This is a genomic window from Paenibacillus rhizoplanae, assembly GCF_042684125.1.
Lineage (GTDB): Bacteria > Bacillota > Bacilli > Paenibacillales > Paenibacillaceae > Paenibacillus_AQ > Paenibacillus_AQ rhizoplanae.
In genome coordinates, this window is sequence record NZ_JBHUKY010000072.1 from 94,273 (window position 1) to 116,985 (window position 22,713).

Genomic DNA, 22,713 nt, shown 5'->3' on the forward strand with positions numbered 1-22,713 from the left:
GAATTTAGATTGCTTATCGGCCTTGCCGCTGTTTACCGGCTAACTGGGCTAGGGAGCTGCGGCGTGAATCAGCCCGTTCACGCTCCAGGGGCAAGCCATCCTGCGTTGGTGAATCTGCGGCATCTTCCAGCAGAAATTCACAGAGATCTGTAATCGTCGGATATCTGAACAGCTCGACCATGGTCAGTCGGCTTCCATAGTCCGCTTGCAATTCGCGGAAGAGCGCAACCATACTGATCGAATCGCCGCCAAGATCGAAGAAGTTATCATGCAGGCCAATCTCCTGACGGTTCAACACTTTGCGCCAGGCATCTGCAATCTGCTGTAACAACGAAGCTGATCCAGAGGGGAGTTCGCCGGTCGTCATCCCAGACGCTTCTTCGCTTTGCGGGAGCTGCGGTTCCAGAAGAGCAAGCGCTTTGCGGTCCACTTTGCCATTGGCGGTCAGCGGGTAATTCTCCAGCTCCTGTATGGCGGAAGGCACCATGTAGGAAGGCAATTTCTCTTTTAGATAACCGGTTAGGGCCTTGCTAATGTCCGGTTTGCTCTCCTTGGCAGTGTTTTTATTGGACGAATAGAGGTTCATCTCTTCCACCTGTCCGGACAGAGTCATCTGCTCAGGCGTAATTCCGCCACCAAGCAGGCAATGCAGATATATATCGTTACTGCGCAGACGGAACAGCGGGCGAATGTGATCGAAGCCCAGAGTCCCCATTTGTATTAAGCCAATGCCGTGTTCAGGCCCTTTATCTTCCAGGAGCTGCGAGATGATCCCGGCTTCCATCAGCGAATAGCCCAGGCCATCCTTCTGTCCATACATAGGGACGATTGCATCCATACAGCCGATCAGGAAAATCTGGAAGGCCGAGGCTTCAAAAACTTCACGGTTCCCTGGTGCATGAATGGCAGCCTCCATCCTTGGATGTTCTTCGAGCAGTAAAAGCTGATGCTCCTTGCGGTTGTAATAATACAGCCCGCCAGGCAGATCCTCTACCGCTCCAGGCTTCAGATGAAAGTAGACCTGGACTGGATACAGCCCGCCTGCAGAACCATATTGGAATTTGGGAAAAGGAAGACCGTCGAACGTCCTTTGTGACAAAGCGGACGTAAATGCCCCGAATTGCTGCCGCGAAATCGGCTCCTGCACAAAGCTGCGGTAGCTTCGCCGCTGGAGGAATGGAACGTTGCCGTCCACTGCATCGGCTAGACTGAAGCTTTTACCAGATAGATTCTTACGAAGTGCGGGTTCATTCAGCTTGAACAACATCCGGTCCACAGCCCCCGTAATCAATTCCTGCCCGGCCATCCCCGCGACACCGTAAGCCTGTTCACGGTCTACGGTAACATAAGCGGATAACCGCTTGCGTTCGCCCTCCCCTTGGCTGATTACGGTAGCCTCCTTGACATAGGGATGGGATTTCAGGGCAGCTTCGATCTCGCCTAGCTCAATGCGATGCCCGCGTACCTTAATCTGCAAATCCTCCCGGCCCAGGAATTCTATATTTCCGTCCTCCGCATATCTCCCGAGATCGCCGGTGCGGTAGAGCCGCTGACCGGTCAGAGGATGACGGATGAATCGTTCTATGGTTCGCTGCTCATCCTGCCAGTACCCTATAGCGAGGCCGTTTCCCCCAATGAACAATTCCCCGCATACGCCAACAGGACACTCCTCCATCCGTTCGTTCAGCACGTATACCCGTTGATTGGCGAGTGAACGTCCGTAAGGAATACTCGTCCAGCCCGGCATAACCTCCTGAATCGGGTAAGCAATCGACCAGATGGCTGCTTCAGTGGCACCGCCTAATGAGACTACCTCAAGCCCTGGCTTCAACCGGCTGGTGGCTTGAGGCAAGCCCAGCGGTATCCAATCACCGCTAAGCAGAGCCAGACGCAGTGAGCCGCAGACAGGCGATGGCGTATCTTTGACCAGTTCCGTAAGCATGCTGAGGAGTGCAGGAACTGTATTCCAGAGGGTCACGCCTGTCCGGTTCATCAGCTCCAGCCAATGTGCAGGGTCCCGGAGATGATCCTTGTCCGGCAGAACAAGTGTGCCCCCAGCAGAGAGCATACCGAAGATATCAAACACGGATAGGTCAAAGTTCAGCGCAGACAAGCCAAACATGACGTCCTTCGGTCCAACGTTATAAGTGTGAAGAATAGCTTCTGTGGTATTGAGGACAGAGCGGTGATTGACCATGACACCTTTGGGAACGCCTGTGCTTCCAGAGGTGAACATAATATAGGCCAAGCGGTCCGCCGCCTCCGGGTCCTCAGCTCCGTAGGTGCCGTCTGGCTTACACTGTCCGTTCAGAACAACGTGCATAAGCTGCGGCCAACCGGTATGATCCAAATCGGGCTGAATGACAGCAGCAGCAACTTGTCCAAGCCGCAGAAGCTCAGCGATCCGGGCTTGGGGAAGCGAAGCATCCACGGGAAGATATGCGCAGCCAGCCTTGAGAATCCCAAGCACGGCAGCAATCTGCTCCCAGCCTTTGTGCATTACAACGGCTACCGGGTTGCCCGGCCGGGCTCCATTCAGGATAAGCTGACCGGCAACGTAATCGGCGTAGTCATTCAATTCAGAATAACTAAGCTGCCTGCCAGAGGCGATAAGTGCCACTGCGGATGGTCGTTGCCGTACGTTGTTGTGGTAACGCTCCAGCAGTGATCCAGGGGACGGATTCGGCGGCAGTACCCGGGTATGGAAGTCTGTAACCTCCTGAAGACGCTCACGGTGGGGCATCCTGTGCGAAAGCTCCGTACTTAGCGGCAGTGGTTCTTCCCATATTTGGGGTTCCTGGGCCAGCATGTCCAGCAGCCCGCAATACGCAGCGAACATCTCGTCCAGCATGCCGTCCGGGAACAGTTCATCCACAGAATCCCAATTGAAATGCAGTTCCCCATCCCGTTCCAGCACTTGGTGATCCAGCCACACCTGAGGGGTCTGCGAGACACTGTAGCGATCCTCCTGCAAGGTCTGGGCGGGCTGGCCTTCCGCCGCAGCTTGTTCCGTCTGATTCAGAATGCTTGTGAAGATTACGGGTACAATCGCCTTTGATGGCTCTTTGTATTTGGCCAGCAGCTCCCTTGTCACCCGCACACCGCTGAAATACCGGTGATCCATATCCTCAAGCAGCCTGCGCTGATGGCGCTGGGCCCGGCTGATGAAGGCACCCGGTTCACGGTTGTCAATTTCCAGCAGAGTCAGGGAGGTGAAGTCCCCAATGACTTCGCCCACTTCGGGATGGATCGGCAAACGGTTGAATAAGGTCAGGTTCAGGGCGAAATGCGCCTTGCGGCTCCATAACGTCAGCACCTCCGAAAAAGCAGACAGCAAAGCCACCGTTGAGGTAATGCCATAACGTTCCGCTCTCTTTTTGAGCTGCTTCCAGTCCGGGGCGGAGATGACATGCTGCCGCCGTCTGAATTCCGGCTTCAGCACTTGAGACGGTTCCTTCACAAGTTCAAACTGCGGTCCCATAGGCAGGGAGTCCAGCCGTCCCTTCCAGTACGTCTCGGAGCGGCGGAATAATTCGCTTTTTTCAATCTCTGCCGTGGCAAGCACATAATCGCGGAAGGACAAAGTCAGCGGCTCGAAGACATGGGCTGGATTCAGATAAAGTACAGAGAGCTCGCGCAGCAGCAGCTCCAGGCTCCAGGCATCGGCGATTAGCAGATCGACACTGATATGCAGCCGGACCTTGCCTTCAGGCAGCCGCGTCGCGCGGACATCAAACAACGGCCACTGGCAGCAATCCAGCACCTGGTGCGACATCTCTTCACGGATAGACTGCACATGGGCGCTTCGCTCCTCTTCCCCGGAAGTGGTGCTGTCATAGGAACGGATGATATAGCTGGGAACTTGAGGCAAGATCTGCTGCTGCCCATCCGGAAGAATGACTGAGCGAAGCATGTCATGCCGGTCAATCAGCGCTTGGAACGCCAGCTGGAACGTGCTCAGATTAAGGTCAGCGAGATCATTTTCAAAATACATATGGGTCGATACATTTCCAAGCTCTAAACCTTCCGAACGGCCGATCCAGTAGGCCTTCTGCACATCGGTCAGAGGAAAGGGATCATACCGCTCCGCCAAGGCAACCTGCACCTCGGGAAGATCCGTATACGCACTGATGCCTTGCCCGGCTTGCTCCGCTGCCAATGCAGCCAGATCGTCCACCGTAGGATGATCGAAAAATTGCTGGAGCGTAATTTCTGTACGGAAGGTCTTGTTCATCACGAACAAAATTTGGGTCGCCAGCAGGGAATGGCCGCCCAGCTCGAAGAAGGTCTCCTGTCCGTCCGCGATTTTAAGCCCCAAGCTCTGCTCCCAGATTTCTTTGACTTTCTGCTGATAATAGCTGTTGTCTGCCGTTCTGTTCTCTTGGCGGCTGTCACGATCAACCTCTGCTGCGTCACGCCCGCTGGAAGGGCCAATCCAGAATACACCTCGTTCAAAAGGATAGGTGGGGAGCTCCACCTTACGTCTGCGTTCTCCTTCGTAATACAGCGCCCAATCCAGTTCAGTCCCTGCCAGCCATAACCGGGCGATTTCGCTGTGCAGCCAATATAGTCCGGGCGCTTGGCCTGCCGCTGCAATCTGGCCGCCGGAGGCGCCGGGCTTGCCCAGGTTCAGGACATAGACCTGCTCCACCTGTTCAGAGGCATGAGGGGAAGTATGATCCTTGTCCTCGCTGGATAGGTGATGTACAGCATCCTCCAAGACGCATTCGCCCATCAACACCTGTCTGACCCAGTCACCTACTCCGCTGCCAACGATGGAAGAGGCTTGAATACCCCAGCCAAGGAATAGGCGGCCAAGCGCCAGTTGCAGTGCAAACGACAGCATTCTCCCGGTAGCGGAAGAGGGATCAGGTGCAAGGGCGGACCGAACATAATGTCTCAGGTCGAGTGGATAGGAGCGGCGGATTTGGTCGGACAGCTCACTGATCAACTGGCGGAATGACGGATTCGATTCGTATAAATCGCGGGCCTCTTCTGCAGCGAGCACACAGCTTGGGGAGAAGCTTACGCAAACGGCCTGCTTGCCCTCCGGTGCAGCTCCCTGATGTGTAATACCCGTTACACACGCAGCCCTTAGCTGCTCCAGAAGATCGGTGCGTCCGCGAAAGACAATCGCTTTTGAAGCAGCAAATACCGCCCGTCCTGTCTTAAGGGTATAGGCTACGTCGCTTAGATTAAGCTGCGGATGTATTTCTATATGGGCTGCCATATTGGCGCACATCCGTTCCAGCGCACTTGCTGACTTGGCCGACAGGACGAGAAGCTCGCAGCGGTTCTCCTCCTCCTCCCCTTCCGCCTGAAGCGGTGCTTCTGTCATCACCAGATGGGCATTGATTCCACCAAGTCCAAAGGAGCTGACTCCGGCGTACCGCCCATGTTCCCCGGCATCCCAATCCGCAAGCATATCATTCACGTAGAAAGGGCTGTTATGCTCCTCAAGCTTGGGATTCGGTGTCTCAAAATGAAGGCTGGCCGGAATTTTCCGGTGCTTGAGCGCCAAGGCGGTTTTGATCAGACCGGCTGCCCCGGAAGCCATCTCGACATGGCCGATATTGGTTTTGGCTGAACCAATTGCACAAAAATGGTTGGAGCGCGCTGCTGCAAACGCTCTGCTTAGCGCTTCAAGCTCAATATCATCTCCGAGCGGCGTGCCGCTGCCGTGAGCTTCCACGTAGCTGATTGCATCCGGCTGGACTTGGGCGATGCTCATGGCTTCCGCAATGACCGCCGCCTGGCCATCTACACCGGGGGCGGCATAGCCGATCCGGTTAGCACCGTCGCTGTTAATAGCCGAACCTTTGATTACAGCCTGGATCATATCTCCGTCCCGCAGTGCATCTTCAAGCCTTCTTAAGACGACGATTCCCAGGCCATTGCTGTATACAGTCCCAGTAGCCTCAGCGTCAAAAGCGTGAATCATCCCATCTGCTGCGCTCAGCCCTCCTTGGTGATACAGATAGCCCGGAACTTGCGGGAATTTGAACGTCACGCCCCCTGCCAGTGCAAGGTCGCATTGTCCGCTGAGCAGACTTTCACAGGCCAGATGTGTGGCTACGAGCGAAGTCGAACAAGCCGTTTGTACAGCAACGACGGGCCCGCAAATATTTAGGCGATAGGCAATTTGGGCGGTCATATGGTCCTTGTCATTGGCGATCATAAGCTGCAAATCACTGACGGATTCGTTTCCGTCCCTGTCCGCAAGCAAGTGGTTAATCAGGTAAGTACTGGTGCTGACTCCTGCGAACAAACCGATCAGTCCGGGATAATTCAGCGGGTTATACCCTGCCTTCTCCAGCACCTCCCAGGCGCTCTCCATAAAAAGCCGATGCTGCGGATCGGTGATTTCGGCTTCCCTGCCGGTCAGCTTGAAAAAGGCTGCATCAAATTTCTCGACATCCTTGAGTGCGGTATTCACCGGAATCAGGCCTTCCCTCCCCAAGCGGTTCAAGGGTTCTACGCCGGGTCCTGCCGGTGCGGGGCTTAGCTGAAGCGCATCCGTGCCACTGGCGAGAAGCTCCCAATACTGCTCCACGGAATCTACCCCGGGGAACCGGCACACCATGCTGACGATGGCGATATCATTGCTTATGTCCTGCTCCGACTGTTGCTTGCTCAATGTGTTTCCTCCCTTATGTTCATAATCATCTGCGGCGTGTCTGCCGGGCTTGAAACCGTCTGTCTGCGCGGTCCACCGCTTTTTGCTCCATCCCTGCCAGGGACTTGTCCACTGAAGCACTTCCGAAAAATTCAACCATCGCTGCGACAGAGCTATGCCTGAACAGCTCGATAATAGGAATCTCGCGGTTAAGCATACTCTGCAGCTTCAATTGCATCTGAACCAGCTTGAGCGAATTGCCGCCAAGGTCGAAAAAATGCTCATCCCTGCTGATATGCGGACGGTTCAGGAGCTCCTTCCATATGGAGATAATTCCTTCTTCCAATGAGGATTGTGCCGGTACCGCTGCAAGTTCAATCGTCTCAGGCAGAATGGCCAGCAGTGCTTTGCGGTCCGTTTTGCCGTTGGGAGTCAAAGGGAATTGTTCGAGAATGCTGATGCTGTAAGGAACCATGTAGCCCGGAAGCCGGGAACGCAGATGGGAACGCAGTGTTGCCAAGTCCGGCAAGGACAGGCTTTCCGAACCGAGAATTACAAAAGCGCGCAGACGTCTCGCGTCCTCCTCACCTTCAGCAAGCACAACAGCCTCTTGAACGCCGGGACAGGCTTTCAGGGTACTTTCGATTTCGCTTAATTCAATACGGTAGCCGCTGATTTTGACCTGGAGGTCGTCGCGTCCAAGGAATTCAATGACTCCGTCTGAGCCATAGCGGCCCCAATCCCCCGTCCGGTAGAGGCGTTCTCCGGTGATAGGCGACAGGATAAAACGTTCTGCAGAGCGGAGCTCATCCCGCCAGTAGCCGCTGGCAACGCCCAGACCGCCAATATATAACTCTCCCGGCACCGATACTGGACATTCTTCCATCCGTGCATTCAGCACATATACTCGCTGGCCGGACATGGATAGACCATAGGGAATGTTGGTCCAAGCCGGATCGACAGTGTGAACCGGGAATTGAATCGACCAGACCGCAGCTTCGGTTGCCCCGCCAAGCGCAATGACCTCAGCCTGAGCACTCAGGCGTTGAATAGCTCCCGGAAGAGTAGAAGGAATCCAGTCTCCGCTTAGCAGGCACAGTCTGAGAGAATCCAGCCGTACTTCAGATGCGGCATACATCAATAGCATATTCATGAAGGCGGGAACGCTGTTCCAGACCGTAACCCGGTGCTTCTGCGTCAGCTCCAGCCAGTGTGCCGGATCACGCAGCCGCTGCGGGTCCGGCAGCACCAGTGTGCCTCCTGCCGCCAGGCAGCCGAAGATGTCGAATACGGACAGATCGAAGCTTAGCGAAGAAAGGCCCAGCACGACATCCTGCGGGTTCAGCCTATAGCTGCGGTTAATGTCAGACAACGTATTAACTGCGGCTATATGACTGATCATCACCCCTTTGGGCGTTCCTGTACTGCCGGAAGTGAATATAACGTAGGCCAGTTGCTCGCCTATTCCGTCCGCATTGCCTCCATATTCTAGTGTCTCTTCGTTTCCAGTATTTCCGTTCACCTCTATGGTGTGAATAGAGGTAGCCGCCCAATCCCATACAGGGACAGAGGACTGGACCAGTACCACTTGAACCTGTCCGAGCTCCAGCAGCTCCCCAATGCGGAAGGCGGGCAGACCTGCATCTACCGGCAGGTAGGCAGCTCCTGCCTTTAAGATCCCTAGGACCGCGGCCACCTGCTCCCAGCCTTTTTCCATCACTACGGCAACCAATGTCTCCGGCTGTATGCCATACGCCACCAGCTGATGCGCTATAGCATTGGCTCTGCGGTTCAACTCTCCGTAAGAGAAAGTAGATCCGCCCGCGATCAGGGCCGGAGCATTGGGCTGAGTGCGGGCCATCCGCTGAAAGCCATGATGCAGGGCAATGTCCTGCGTCTCCTGTAGGTGTCGGTGCCGTGTATCAATATCCGCCAGTCTAAGACGGTGTGCGAATCCGGCTGACCCCGAATCGGCCAGCGGCAGGGGCAGCTCCCAAGCCCCTTCTTCTTCTGCCAAACGGCGCAGCAAGCTGCCATAGATGTCAAACATCTCATCCAGCACTCCCGGCGGGAACTTGCTCAGGGCCGCGTCCCAATTGTAGTGAAGCTCGCCGTCCCGCTCAGCTACCTGGTGATCCAGCCATACCTGAGGTGTCTCGGACAGACTGCGTGCTTCTGTATCCGGTTCATTCCTCCGCTGGAAGATCTGATCGAACCCGGCAGTCGTCTGCTCCTTGTCAGACAAGTCCAGCAGGCTTGTGAACACCACCGGAACCGGCTCACTCAGAATGCTGTGGGCCATAAGCTGTTCTGTCACACGGATGCCACTGTAAAGGCGGTGATCGAGATCGGTCCACAGACGCTCCTGGAGCTGTTCAGCCCTGCTGCCAAAAGGAAGAGGGTCACGGTAATCGACCTCCAGCAGACTGATGGTGGTGAAATCGCCAACCAGTTGCTCCAGCTGCGGATGCAGCGGAAGACGGTTAAACAGCGTTAAGTTCAGCAAGAAATGCGGCTGCTTGGCATACAGCGCAAGTACTTCCGCATAACAGGCGAGCAGCAAGGCGGAGGAAGTTAACCCCCGTCTGCGTGCCGCCGCTGACAGCCCCGACCAGAGACTGGCCGGCAGAACGGCCTTCCAGCGCTTGAATGCCTGCCGCTTGAGGCCTTGAGAAGCCGCAACAGGCAACTGCGGACCGGCCGGGAGGCGGGGGAGCCGCTCTTGCCAATAGCTCTGCGCTATTCTATAACGGTCTGCGGAGGTTACGGACTGCAAGGACAGCACATAATCACGGAAAGTTGCTTCCAGGGGCGGCAATGGGTCTGTTCCGGCATACAGCGCAGCCAGTTCATCCAGGATAATCCGAAAACTCAGCGCATCCGCGATCATAAGGTCAAAGCTGATATGCAGCCGGGTCAGTCCTTCGGGCAGCCGGGTTGCTTCAATAGTGAACATGGGCCAACTGCCGGTATGAATCGTCTGTGACATCACTTGACGAATGTCGTCCAGCCGTGAGACGCGCTCCGATTCGGAGCATCCGCTTACGTCTGTCATTCTCACCGGATAAGGCGGAACCTCTTCCAGAATCTGCTGCATGCCATCCGGCATAACCCTTGCCCGCAGCATAGGATGCCGCTTAATAAGTGTCTGGAAGCACTGTTCGAAACGTTCAATATCAAGCCCTGCAAACTCCATCTCCTGATAGACATGAGTAGCGGCGCTGTCTGTCCGTCTTCCGCTCCAGTAGGCCATCTGCACCTCGGTCAAAGGAAAAGGCTCAAAGGCTTCTTCCGGAGATACTATAAATTCGGGTAAGCCCACTCTGGCTGAGCTTCCCGTCTCTGACAAAGGTGATGCCGCAGCGTCATCCAGTTCTGTTGCCATGTTGGCAACGGTGGAGGCGATAAGCAGCTCCCGGAGCGTCAGCTCCACCTGCATCCTGGAGCGGATTTCAGTCAGCAGCTTGACAGCCAACAGTGAATTACCACCCAAATCAAAAAAATGATCATGTATTCCGATGCCGGTCCGGTTCAGCACCTCACCCCATATCTCGGCGAGCCGGATCTCAGTTGTGCTTCGCGGCGCTGTGTAGCTGCGGGTTAACATCGTCTTATCCAGTGGCAGGCGCGAAAGGAATTGCCGGTCTACCTTGCGGTTCGGTGTTAAAGGCAGCTCAGCAAGCTTAACAAAACGTGCCGGGATCATATAACTGGGAAGCACCTTACGCAGAATCTCCTTCCAGTCTGCTTCATCAGCAATGGCTTCGTTGCCGGCGGCTGAAGCGGACGGCACCCAATACGCTGCCAGCAGGGGTTCTCCCTGTCCGTCGTCGCAAGCGACCACGGCGCTTGCCGCAATCTCCGGCTGAAGGTTCAACTGCTGTTCAATCTCAGAAGGCTCGATGCGGAAGCCCCGCAGCTTGAGCTGCTGGTCATTACGGCCGAGATAGACCATTGCTCCTCCAGGCAGCAGCCGGACCCGGTCCCCTGTGTTAAATAACCGCCCTCCCGCCTTATCCAGCGGGTTCGTGATGAACTTCTGCGCGGTCAGCTCCGGCTGACGGTGATAGCCGTCCGTTACGCCGTCACCTCCGATGTACAGTGTGCCCTCGGCTCCGAACGGCACAAGTGCCAGCGCTTCATCCAGGACCCGGCAGGTTGTACGTCCGATCGGTCTGCCAATCGGGACTTTGTGCAGGAGGTCGTCCGGCGTAAGCTTGTGGGCCAGAGACCATACCGCCGTTTCGGTGGGACCATACAGATTCCATACCGCTTTACCCCGGTGCAACAATTGTGCAGCAAGCTCCGGCTTCAGTTCCTCACCACCGCAGAGTACGGTCATATGCGGTGAACCCTGCCAGCCCTCCGCCAGCAGCAGCCGCCACAATACCGGTGTTGCCTGCATAATGGTCGGCTTATAACGATTCATATTCTCCATAAGCTGTCCCGGATCGCTGCTGCTTCCCTCCTGTGGAAAGATCACCGTGGCCCCTGCGGATAATGGCAAGAACAGCTCAAGCAAGAAAATATCAAATGAGCATGTCGTGACAGACAACAAAGAATCCTCTGAATTCAGCTGCAGCAGGTCCTGCATGGCATATAGGAAATGGACTGCATTCCGGTGAGTCACGGCTACCCCTTTGGGCTGGCCTGTACTCCCGGAGGTATAAATCATATAAGCGAGCTGCGGTCGTTCAGTTGCCTTGGAGTCAGGCAGAGCATGATTAGTCTGCCAACACGGGCTGCCTGGGCTGATGTCACAGCAACGATGGTTGCCGAACCGCACGGCTTCCGCAGGATGATCTACCAGAATGCAGTCCAGCCCGGCGTGGCCCGCAATGTATTGCAGCCGCTGCTCTGGAAAAGCCGGGTCGAGCGGAATATAAGCACTGCCGCTGATCAGAATGCCCAGGATGCCAGCTGCCAGCTCGAACGAAGAACGGGCACAGATCCCAATGCGGTGGCCCGGCCCTGCACCGATGGAGTGCTGCAAATAGGCTGCTAACCGCTCTGCTGCGCCATACAATTCGGCATAAGTATAGGAACGGGGGCCGCATACCATAGCAATGGCGGACGGACTGGCAGCGGCTTGCCGCTCTACCAGTGAATACAGTGTCGCTTGCTCCGGATAAACAACCCCCGGGCCGGTGCCTGCCTTATGCAGCTCCGCAGCTTCAACCGGGGAAATCAAAGGAAGCTGCGGGAGCGTCTGCTGCGCTTTCGCCGGCAAATGACCAAGCATCCAGACATAGTTGGCGAGCAGTCCTTCGGCTATTCTTTTGTCATAGAGATCAGTGTTGTATTCCAGCATGACATCCAAATGGTGGGGATGCTCGATAACTTCCAGTGTGATATCGAATTTGGCAGACGGCTGAGTCCACTTCTGCGGCGTGCAGACAGCACCGTCCAGTTGATCTAATGCCTTGCCGCCTTGCTGGAAGATAAAAAAGAGCTGGAATAAAGGCGAATAAGCCATGTCCCGGGGCGGATTCAATGCATCCAGTACATGCTCGAACGGGATGTCCTGAGCTTTCAGGGCTCCAAGCACGGTCTGCATGGTCAGTTTCAGAACCTCTGTGAAGCTGCCTGCTTCGCGGATATCCGTTCTTAACACCACATTGTTCACGAAGCAGCCCAGCATCTCTTCGGTTTCTTCACGGCATCTTCCCGCTGTCGGAGTGCCGACCACAACGTCACCCCTGCCGGTATATCGGTACAGCAGCACGTTAAAGGCAGCCAGCACAGTCATGAAGAGCGAGGCGCCAGCCGATCTTGCGAGAACTCTGAGCGCTTCAAGCTCCTCCGCTTCGATCCGCAGCATGCAGCTATCTCCGCCCGAGGTCAGCAAGCGCGGGCGCGGGCAGGATGAAGGAATTGTATAGAAAGGATCTGCGCCCTCCAGCTGCTCTTTCCAGTAATGCAGACCTTCTGTCAGCATCTCTGCCTGCATCCATTCTCTCTGCCAGCAGGCATAATCGGCATAGTCGTATGCACGATGATTATGCGGTGGGTTCAGGCCTTTGCATAATACGTTATAGAGCTGCACCCATTCTTCTGTAAGCAATCTAAGCGACCAGCCATCGGCAACAATATGATGAATGACGAACACCAGCATATGGTCGTCTTCTGCCAGCTCGTATAATCCGGCGCGCAGCAAGGGCGGCCTGCCGAGATCAAACGGCTGCGTAAGCAGCGGCTGGGCCGCTTGTTCGACCTGGTGCAGCCGCTCCGCTTCCGTTGCCCCTGTAACCTTGTCCTGCAGCAGCGGAATGGCGCTGTCGGCGGCGATGTGCTGCTGCGGCTTCCCTTCTGAAGCGGTGAATGAGGTCCGGAAGCTCTCGTGCGAAGCCGCCAGCAAGCGCAGGCTGGCTTCCAAATGATCCTTCTTCACCGCACCGGTAATTCGGATGGCCTGATGCAGATGATAACTGGAGGCGGTGCCGCCGAGCTGTTCCATCAGCCATAAACGCTCCTGGCTGTAGGACAACGGTAATCCATTGCCGTCGCGTGGTTGTTTGTCCAAAGGAATCTGCAGCACGGGAATACCCCGTTCCCGCATTTGCCGCCGGAACCATTGTTTGTGCTCAGGCGACAATGAGGAGAAGGTTACTTGTTCGGCCATTACCCCTTCCCTCCGCCCAGTTTGAGTTTGTCCTCTGCAAGACTGCTGGCGATTTCGCGACTGCTCATGGCAGCCACTTCCTGGAACAAACCGGCAATGGATTGCTCCTTGCGGGTCTCCCCGGACGTATTCTCCAGCAATTGGGCCATTCCACTAACGGTCGGACGAAGGAATATGCTCTCGATGGACAGCTGTACGCCCAAAGCTTGCCGAATCCGGTCCAGTACCTGGGTAGCCAGCAGCGAATGACCTCCCAGCTCGAAAAAGTTATCATCCGCACCCACCGGATGAATATGAAGCTCCCGCTCCAAAATCTCCACGAGCTGCTGCTCGATGCTCCCCTCCGCTGCACGGTACGCTGCCGTTACCTTGGGGCGGGCATGGCGTGATCCGGTTTGACGTTGCTCGGGAATGGAACTGAACGGTACGGATATCCCGGATGCTTGTGTCCCTGACGTAACCGTAACCGAGGCATTTGAGCCGGACGGGGCAGCTTCGGGATATACCCAGTAGCTCTGCCGGGAGAACGCATACGTTGGCAGCGGAACCCGCCGGCGCGTCTCATTTCCGAAATAAAGCCCCCAATTCACCTCTGCACCGCATACCCATAGGTTGGCTATAGCCTGTGCCAGCACCCGCGTGTCCTCATCTTGTCCGTGGACAGAGCGCAAGGCGGGCACCCACAGACTGTCTTCCGTGGCTGCCGGGTTCTGCCGCCCGAGCCCACATAATGTGGAGCCGGGTCCAACTTCGACAAACAACCGGTTTCCTTCGCGCAGCAAAGCCCCAAGTCCATCCATAAAGACAACCGGCTCAAGGATATGCCGGGTCCAGTACCCGGGGTCGATAGCCTCCTCAGCCTTCAGCCAGCTCCCGGTAAGACAGGACATGATTGGAACAGAGGGTTCCTTTAATTCCACCTGCATCAACAGCTCATGGTAAGCGGCGGCCATCGGCTGCATCAGCGGCGAATGGAAGGCGTGAGAGGTGGATAGTTTTTTATTGAAAATACCTTCTTCTGTCAGCCGCTGTTCCAGTTTGGCAATGGCGGCCTCTTCTCCCGACAACACGCATAGACCGGGGCTGTTGACCGCTGCCAGCGTAATTCTCTCTTGCAGATATCCGTTTACTGCTTCACGGCTGAGCCCAACTGCCAGCATCGCTCCGCTTTCGGTCCGGGACATCCACTCTGCCCTGCGGCAGACCAGCAAAACGGCATCTTCGAGCTGGAACACACCTGCGATTGCGGCTGCAGCGTACTCTCCCAGACTATGACCGATCATGGCCTGTGGACGAAGTCCCCGGCTGATCAGGAGCTGGGCCATAGCGTACTCAACAGCAAACAACAGCGGCTGGGTAAGCGCGGTCTCGTTCACGTCCAGTGCTTGTGGAAGATTCTTCACGGATTGCATTAATGGCTTAATATCCATCCCCGTCAGGCTATGGATCTGCACTGCGCAGCGGTCGTAATACTCACGAAATACCGGCTCAGCAGCGTATAGGCCTGCCGCCATGCCGCTATATTGCGAGCCTTGCCCAGTGAACATAAACACTAGAGGACGGTTCCTGGAAGGACTTTCTCCTTGGTATAGCCCTTGCGGGTCCGATGCTTCCATGGCCAGGACAGCTTCTTCCTGCGTGGAGCAGACCACAGCCGCCCTGATCCCGAACGCCTGCCGTCCAACCGACAGTGTATATGCCACATCCGCTAGTTTCGTCTGCGTCTCTTCGCTTAAATAGTGCTGCAGACGGGACAGATTACCCACACGGGAGGTCTCGGATTTCGCCGAAATTGGAAGGATGTGCCACCTGGGCGCAGCTGGTGCACTGTCCATACGCGGACCCTCTTCAAGGACCACGTGGGCATTGGTGCCGCCCATACCGAGCGAGTTCACTCCGGCGCGGCGCGGGTAGGCTTGTTCCTTCCAATCTATAAGCCCTGTGTTTACGTAAAAAGGACTGCCTTCAAAGTCAATCGCCGGATTAGGGCGCTCATAATTGAGCGTCGGCGGAATTTGCTTGTGGTGCAGCATAAGCGTCGCTTTGATGAATCCGGCAATGCCGGCGGCAGAATCGAGATGCCCTATGTTCGTCTTGACCGAACCGATCGGGCAATACCCGCGCTGATTCGTACCAAGGCGGAACGCTTGGGTCAACGCCTCTATTTCAATGGGATCGCCCATCCGGGTGCCGGTTCCATGCGCTTCAACGTAACCGATCGTCTCCGGGTGAACCTCTGCCAGCGCCTGGGCCGAAGCGATGACTTCGGATTGGGCGCCTACGCTTGGCGCGGTATAGCTGATTTTATCCGCTCCGTCATTGTTGACGGCAAATCCCTTGATGACAGACCAGATATGGTCCTTGTCGCGGATCGCTTCATCCAGCCGTTTCAGCACGACAAGACCGTAACCGTTGCCGGGAACAAATCCGCTGCTATTCTCGTCAAAAGCGCGGCAGTGCCCGTCCGCGGACATAATTCCTCCAGGCTCAAACAGGTAGCCGGCACGTTCAGGCGGGCCAACCGTGATGCCGCCAGCCAGTGCCGTGTCACATTGATAGGTCAACAGGCTCTGGGCTGCCATGCAGACGGAGACCAGAGAGGTGGATGACGAGGACTGCACCGCCATAGACGGGCCTTTGAGGTTCAGGCGATAGGAGATCGTTGTAGCCATACTGTCCTTGTCATTGCCGATGGCAGCCTGCAAATTGCCGGTGGCCAGCATTTTTTGAATATGAGGAAAGAGGTTCAGGAACAGATAGGAGCTCATGCTTTTTCCTACAAAAACACCCATGGAGCTTCCACAATCCGCGGATTGGTAGCCAGCATGCTCCAGCGCTTCCCAAGCACATTCGAGCATCATCCGGTGTTGGGGGTCCATAAGCTCCGCATCCTTGGGATTGATCCCGAAAAAAGCGGCATCGAACGCATCAAGCTGGCCGATCTCCCCTTTGGCCCGGACATAATTCGGCTGACTCAGAATTCCCGGATCAATGCCTGCCTCCTCCAGCTCCCGGCTGGAGTAATGGGAAATACACTCTTTTCCCCCGGTCAGATTCTGCCAGAAGGCCTCCAGGTTCTCGGACTGCGGGAATCTCCCTGCCATGCCGATGACCGCAATTTCATTTCCGTTATAAGGATACTCAGGATGACTCATAGCATCTATTCCTCCTTCTCTATGGTGCTGCGAACCGCTACGGAAGAAGCTGTTTTCCGGTAACGGAGAAATGCATTTTTTTGCTTCGCGGCCGTCTCGTAAATGTCTGTCCCCAGAGTATTGCGCGAGCCTTCGCTGAGATATCCGGCAAGTGAACGGACCGTAGGGTATTTGAACAAATCCACCAGCGTCAGCGGAACAGGAAATTCCCGGCTGAGCCGGTCATGCACTTTGGCGAGCAGGAGCGAATGTCCGCCCAGATCAAAAAAGTTGTCTTCCACGCCAAAGTGCCGGAGCTGTAGAATCTCCTCCCAGACCTTTGCAATCGTTATCTCTGCGCTGGTCTGGGGCTGTTCATAGGCGGCCCCGCTACGGGCAAGGCTATCGCCAGGCTGCGGAAGGGAAGAAACCTCCAGCTTGCCATTGGCATTGTAAGGAATACGCTCAAGCTGAATATAAGCCGCTGGCTTCATGTACGAAGGTATCCGCGATTCCAGCCAATGCGCCAATTGCTGGCCGATAATGCTCGCTTGGCTGCGGACCGTATAGTATGCGATCAGCCGCAGGTTCCCTTCAAAATCGGACTGAGGATGCACGGCTGCCTCTTCGACTTCCGGGTATGTGCACAAATGCCGCTCTACTTCACTTAGTTCAATCCGGTACCCGCGGATCTGGACCTGCCGGTCGCTGCGGCCGATAAAGGCAAGCTCGCCGCCGGGGAGCCAATATCCGGTATCCCCTGTCAGCAGCAGACGCTCGCCTTGGCGGAACGGATGGGGAACAAATGCCGCTTCGCTCAAGTCACTACGATTCAAATATCCGCGGGCCAATCCGTGTCCAGAGATACAGATTTGTCCCTTGACCCCAATCGGAACCGGCCGTAAATGAGCGTCCAGCACATAGACCTGCTGATTGGCTACCGGCCGGCCTAGTGAGGCGGACACGGCTTGCCCCCCATCCTGGCCAGGCTTCAGTAACTTATACGTACTGCACACGCCGGATTCTGATAGTCCATAACCGTTGGCAATATCCATTCCGCGCAGCTTGTCCACATGCGTGGGCAGCAGAGTCTCTCCCCCACTCAGAATGAGGCGAAGCCGGGAAGAGGTTCCGCCGTTGCTATTCAAGCGCCGAACCATAGAGGGTACGGTGCTGAGGATCGTGATGTGATGTTGCTCCATGTAGGCCCTCAGCTTGCCCGGGTGCAGCACTGTTTCGGTATCCGGCAGGACGAATGTCCCTCCGGCAGCCAGAATCGGCAGCGACTCTCCGATGAAGCTGGCTGAAGCAACCGATGTAATGGGCAGCAGACAATCCGCGTCCGTCACCTGATACGATGATAGAAAGGAGTGGACCAGGTTATCGATGCTGCGCCGCTCCAGAAGCACTCCTTTCGGAACCCCTGTCGAACCGGAAGTGAAGATGATAAAAGCTAGCGCCTGCGGCGGTAATCGATGCTCCGGTCCCCGCTCATTCTGCTCATCGAACACCGGGAGCTGTTCGTCCAGTAGGATTACACGCTCTGGCGGGAGCGGCAGCAGCAAGGAATGGACGGCATCACTCAGTGCATACACGTCGCCAAGCTCCTCTACCATCTGCCGGATACGTTCCTTGGGCATCGCAGGATCAACGGGTACCACGGCTCCTCCTGCTTTGGATATGGCAAGTGCAGCGGCCACAAAACGTCCCGAGGAGGGAAGGCAGACGATCACCGGCATCTCCGCGTAGAAGTGTTTGTCCATAAGTTGTGCCGCAAGATGGTTCGCCCACTGATTCAGGGTATGGTAACTAAGGGCATGTTCTCCCTCAAGCACCGCGCATTTCTCTGGAGTTAGGCCAGCTCTGCGCTCAATCCAGCTTACAAATCCATGTTCCGGTATGGGCTGCTCCGTTTCGTTCCATGTCCGTACAATCAGCTTCTCTTCTGAGGCCTCCAGCAGATTGAGCCGTCCAAGCGTCTCCTGCGGATCGTTCAGAGCGGCCATCGTCAGCCGGATAAAATGCCCGATCATTCGTCTCACTGTTGCTCTTGTGAAGAGATCGGAGCTGAATTCAAAAGTCCCCCGTAGTCCTCCGTCCTCCTCCCAGCAGGATACGGACAGATCATTCTGGGCAATTCCGATGTCCAGCGGGACGGCTGACATGCGGAGGCCTTGCGCTTCCATAACAGGCAGCTCCAGATTATCAAGCTGGAACATGGTCTGAAAGACAGGCTGTACGCTTCGCTCGCGGTCCGGGTTCAGTCTCTCGACAAGCAGATCGAACGGCAGGTCCTGATGGTCAAAAGCCAGCAAAGCCTCTTGCTGAACACTCCTTGCATAGTCTATAAAAGACAGGCCGTCCTGCGGCTGCGTACGGACTACCACGGTATTCACGAACATCCCGATCAGCGGCTCCAGCTCGGTTCTTGTCCGTCCGGCTACCGGCGTACCGACAAGTAAATCCTCTTCTGCACAGTACCGGAAGAGCAGCGTCTTGAAGACGGTCAGCAGGAAGTGAAACACGGATAAGCGTTCCTTCCGGCAAAAGCTGCTAATGCGCTCGAATACTTCAGTCTCTACCCGAAACGGCTCCATCCCGCCCAAACCCGACATGGTGCTTGGCCGTTTGAAATCGGCGGGTATGTCCAGCATAGGAGGCGCGCCTTCCAGCTTATCCAACCAGAATGTAAGATCCCGTGCATACGCCGTCGCTTCGCTCCGGCTCTCAAGCCACCTTACATAGTCCTGGTACTGGATCGCCAGCGGCTGCAGGTCTGGAGCTCTCCGGTGTAGCTCCGCTTCATACAGCTGTGTGAAATCACGAAGGAGGACTCCCTTGGACCAGCCATCCGCAATAATATGGTGCATGTGGATGATCCAGATATGCTCCTGTTCACTCCTCTGCAGCAGTGTAAAAGAAATTAGCGGATCATGCTCCAGGTCTATCGGACTGCCTGCAATGCGTCTGATTTCGGCATGCAGCCCTCCAGAAGAAATGGCTGCGCCACCGCCCTCCATGCCCTCTACTCCCACGACTTCAAAAGCTAAAGCTCCTGCGCGAGGGCAGGCGTACGGTTCGCCCTGGTGTTGTCTGTAATTTACGTTCAGCAGTTCGTGGCGCTCCAGCAGGGAGCGCAGTGCTGCCCGCATGCAGTCTAAGTCGAGGTTCCCTTCGATCTTCAGCACTGCGCTGTTATTGAAGGCTGCGCTGCCCGGGTGTAACTGCTGAAGGAACCAGATTCCGCGCTGTACGGGGGACAAACCGAAGGAATCAGATTCTCCTGTACGGGGAATCGCGGTATGCCTATGGCCCGGAACTGAAATGCCTTTGTTATGCAATAATCGGTCATACAGCTCATTGTTCATCATCATTATTCCGCCCCCTTAGCTTCGTGCGGCCTTACCTCCGTGACTGGCAAGCAGGAGGCTCCGGTCTGCCTTACCGTTTGGTTTCAGTGGAATCTCATCCACCCAGAGGATCTCTGTCGGAATCGCATATGCAGGCAAATACATAGCAAGCTCGGCGCGCAGCGCCCGCAGCTTGTCCTGCTCCGGCAGGGGCTCCGCGCCCGCAGCCGCAACCACAAAGGCGGTTAGGAATTGTTCCCCGTCATCGCCTATACGTACCCCGGCAACGGCGGCTTGTACATGGGCTGCACGGAGCAGACAGCTCTCCACTTCGCCCAGCTCAATACGGAGTCCGCGCAGCTTGATCTGATCGTCCTCCCGTCCGGCGTACATGACCTCCCCTTCCAATGTCCAAGAGGCGAGATCGCCTGTACGGTACATGCGCTGTCCGGGTTCATAGGGATTGGGCACGAATCTCTCCAGCGTTAGCTGTGGCTGGTTCAGATATCCGCGTGCCAGCCCCGCTCCTGAGATATACAGCTGTCCTGTCTCTCCAATGGACGCAAGCGTCGAATCATTCCTCAGAACATACAAGCGGATGTTGTCAATCGGGCGTCCGATGGGAACGGGCCGGTCCTGAGTCTCCCGCTCGCAGACATGATAGGTGACATCAATCGCCGCTTCTGTAGGACCATAGAGATTGATCAGCTTCACGCCTTGTCCGGGCGGGAAGCTATGATAGAACTGCCTGACCAGCGGGACGGTCAACGCTTCTCCGCTGCAAAAGACATACCGCAGGCTGCGCAAGCGTTCCAGTGCAAAACCGCTGCTGATATATTCAAGGAACAAACGCAAGACGGAGGGAACAAAATGAATGACAGTAATCCCTGTTTTCTCGATCAGTCTGACGAACACGCGCGGATCATTTTCCTTGCGCGGCTGCAGAAGACAGACCGCAGCGCCTGCGGTTGACCACCAGACTAATTCCCAGACCGAGACATCAAAGGTATATACTGTTTTTTGTAACAGGATATCCTTGCGGGTAATGGGGAAGGTTTTTTGCATCCATTCGATCCGGTTGGTCAAGGCATCATGTTCTACAAGCACACCCTTGGGGTTACCGGTGGAACCGGAAGTATAAATTACATAAGCCAGGTCACCTGGCTCTGGTCCATCCGGCAGATTCGTCTCGGGCAGATCACGGTCTGCCAGACTATCCAGCGGGACCCATTCTGCTGTTGCAGGCAGCACAGACGGACGGGAAACGCCGCCCTCCGTAATGACCCAGCCCGGGGCGCTGTCAGACAGCATGGTCTGCAGCCTCATAGGCGGACTCTCCAGATCCAGCGGTAAATACGCGGCTCCGGCTTTGAGTACTCCGTATATGGCAACCAGCATGTCAAAGGAACGCTCAAGCATTAAGGCGACTATGGACCCTTTTCCGGCACCGCCGGACCGCAGCACATGAGCCAGCCGGTTCGCCGCACGGTTCAATTCCCCGTAAGTATAGATGGCCTCCTTCACGTATACAGCAGGCGCGAGAGGCTGCTCTGCCACGCGTGCTTCAAACTGCTGGATAATGGTGGTGTCCTGTGGATAAGGCGCAGCGGTATCGTTAAAGCCGCGCAGGGTATGCAGCAGCAATTCGTTCTCAACAGTAGGCAGACTCATTCCGGTCCCCTCCTTGTGGTGGGAGTACTCTCAGCTTGCCGTTCTACACCCGTCTTCTCCTTGATCTGCAGCCATCGAAGCTCCCGTTCACTGTCCGGGGTACGCTTATCTTCAAACACAGCCTGCAGCATGGATATTGCCAGGGCAACCTGCTCTTCCCCAAGTGTTAGTCCCCCTTGATCAAGCTCTTGCTTCATCTGCTTGACTTGCGCATACAGCTCTAAGGACGGCATAACCGGAACATCAGCCTGGTTGTTATTGCGGGTGGTCATGGCATGTGTCAGACACATGCTTATTGCTTTAAGCCGCAAATCTGCGGCGGGCGGGCTTGTCTCAGCCTTGGGCCTTGTCACAGGAGTGGCGGAAGCAGCGGCGAAGTGATCTCGGATGGTCATCCGGTCTACCTTCTCATCATGGGCATATACACGGGTCTGTGCAGAAATTTCGGGCATCAGTGTTTTGAGGATGTTCTGCGGACCCATTTCAATGAAAGTCTGGACCCCGTTCTCCAGCAGATACAGGATGGAGTTCTGCCATAACACCGGTTTATATAGCTGCTGCGCCAGCAGCCCTTGCATCTCCTGAATCGATGTATAGGGCCGTCCGGTTACATTGGACAGAAGCTGACCTGCCGGTAGGCTCCAGGTATACTTGAGCAGTTCCTCCGTCATTTCCGCCGCGCTCGGCTGCATTAGAGCACAATGATAAGGGGCGCTTCCGATCAAATGGCTGATCTGTGCATCATCTGACGCTTCTGTTACCCGCTGCTCCAGCTCGACCAGTGCAGCGTCCTGACCGGAAACCGCGATCTGGCTGCGGGAGTTCTGACAGGCAATGCTGACCGCCCGTCCCTCGGCTTGCAGGCTCAGGCACAACAATGCGACTTGTGCTGGATTAACCGATTTCATAATGCTCATGGCACCGCCCGTGGATTCCATAACCGCTTCCGCCAGTCGGGCACGGAAGCGGACCAGCGTCAGCCCGTCCCTGAAGGACAAGACACCGCTGCAGATTAGTGCGGAATATTCGCCCAGACTGTGTCCCGCCATATAGGCTGGAAGCGGTCCGCCTTGCTCCCGGTATAGGCGGTAGTGGGCAACACTCGCCGCACAGATGGCCGGCAGCATATGCCCGATCCGGTTCAGCTTGACCGTGCTGCCCTCCATCATCAGCCGGGATAATTCAAAACCGAGAATGTCATCCGCCTCATGCAAGGTGTCCTGCACCATGCGCGAGGATTCATAGAGACTCCTCATCATTCCTTTATATTGGGACCCTGATCCAGGGAATAACAAAGCCAGGTCTGCTTGATGGTTCATC

6 protein-coding genes are annotated in these 22,713 nt (G+C 55.9%); all 6 read right to left on the minus strand.

The features are described from left to right. Positions 1-13: 13 nt before the first annotated feature. The 6 genes from ACFSX3_RS27665 to ACFSX3_RS27690 are packed head-to-tail and all read right to left on the minus strand — an operon-like array spanning position 14 to position 22,712. Positions 14-6,637: a non-ribosomal peptide synthetase gene (locus ACFSX3_RS27665; protein WP_209993031.1), complete on the minus strand. Its 6,624-nt coding sequence runs from the start codon at positions 6,635-6,637 to the stop codon at positions 14-16. 25 nt (positions 6,638-6,662) lie between these two features. Then, the gene (locus ACFSX3_RS27670) at positions 6,663-13,238 is read right to left on the minus strand and encodes a non-ribosomal peptide synthetase (protein WP_209993032.1); all 6,576 of its coding nucleotides are present in this window, start codon (positions 13,236-13,238) and stop codon (positions 6,663-6,665) included. After that, a complete protein-coding gene (locus ACFSX3_RS27675; RefSeq protein WP_209993033.1) occupies positions 13,238-16,393 on the minus strand; it encodes a type I polyketide synthase in 3,156 nt (1,051 codons plus the stop codon). The genes ACFSX3_RS27670 and ACFSX3_RS27675 overlap by 1 nt, the downstream gene beginning before the upstream one ends. A gap of 5 nt (positions 16,394-16,398) precedes the next feature. Then, positions 16,399-19,746 carry a non-ribosomal peptide synthetase gene (locus ACFSX3_RS27680; RefSeq protein WP_209993034.1) on the minus strand — a complete coding sequence of 1,116 codons (3,348 nt, stop codon included), beginning with the start codon at positions 19,744-19,746 and terminating at the stop codon, positions 16,399-16,401. A gap of 12 nt (positions 19,747-19,758) precedes the next feature. Next, positions 19,759-21,393, minus strand: coding sequence for a non-ribosomal peptide synthetase (locus tag ACFSX3_RS27685; protein ID WP_209993035.1), 1,635 nt, complete (start codon positions 21,391-21,393; stop codon positions 19,759-19,761). Then, positions 21,390-22,712, minus strand: coding sequence for an ACP S-malonyltransferase (locus tag ACFSX3_RS27690; RefSeq protein WP_209993036.1), 1,323 nt, complete (start codon positions 22,710-22,712; stop codon positions 21,390-21,392). Before ACFSX3_RS27690 ends, ACFSX3_RS27685 begins: the two co-directional genes overlap by 4 nt. Between the last annotated feature and the right edge of the window lies 1 nt (position 22,713).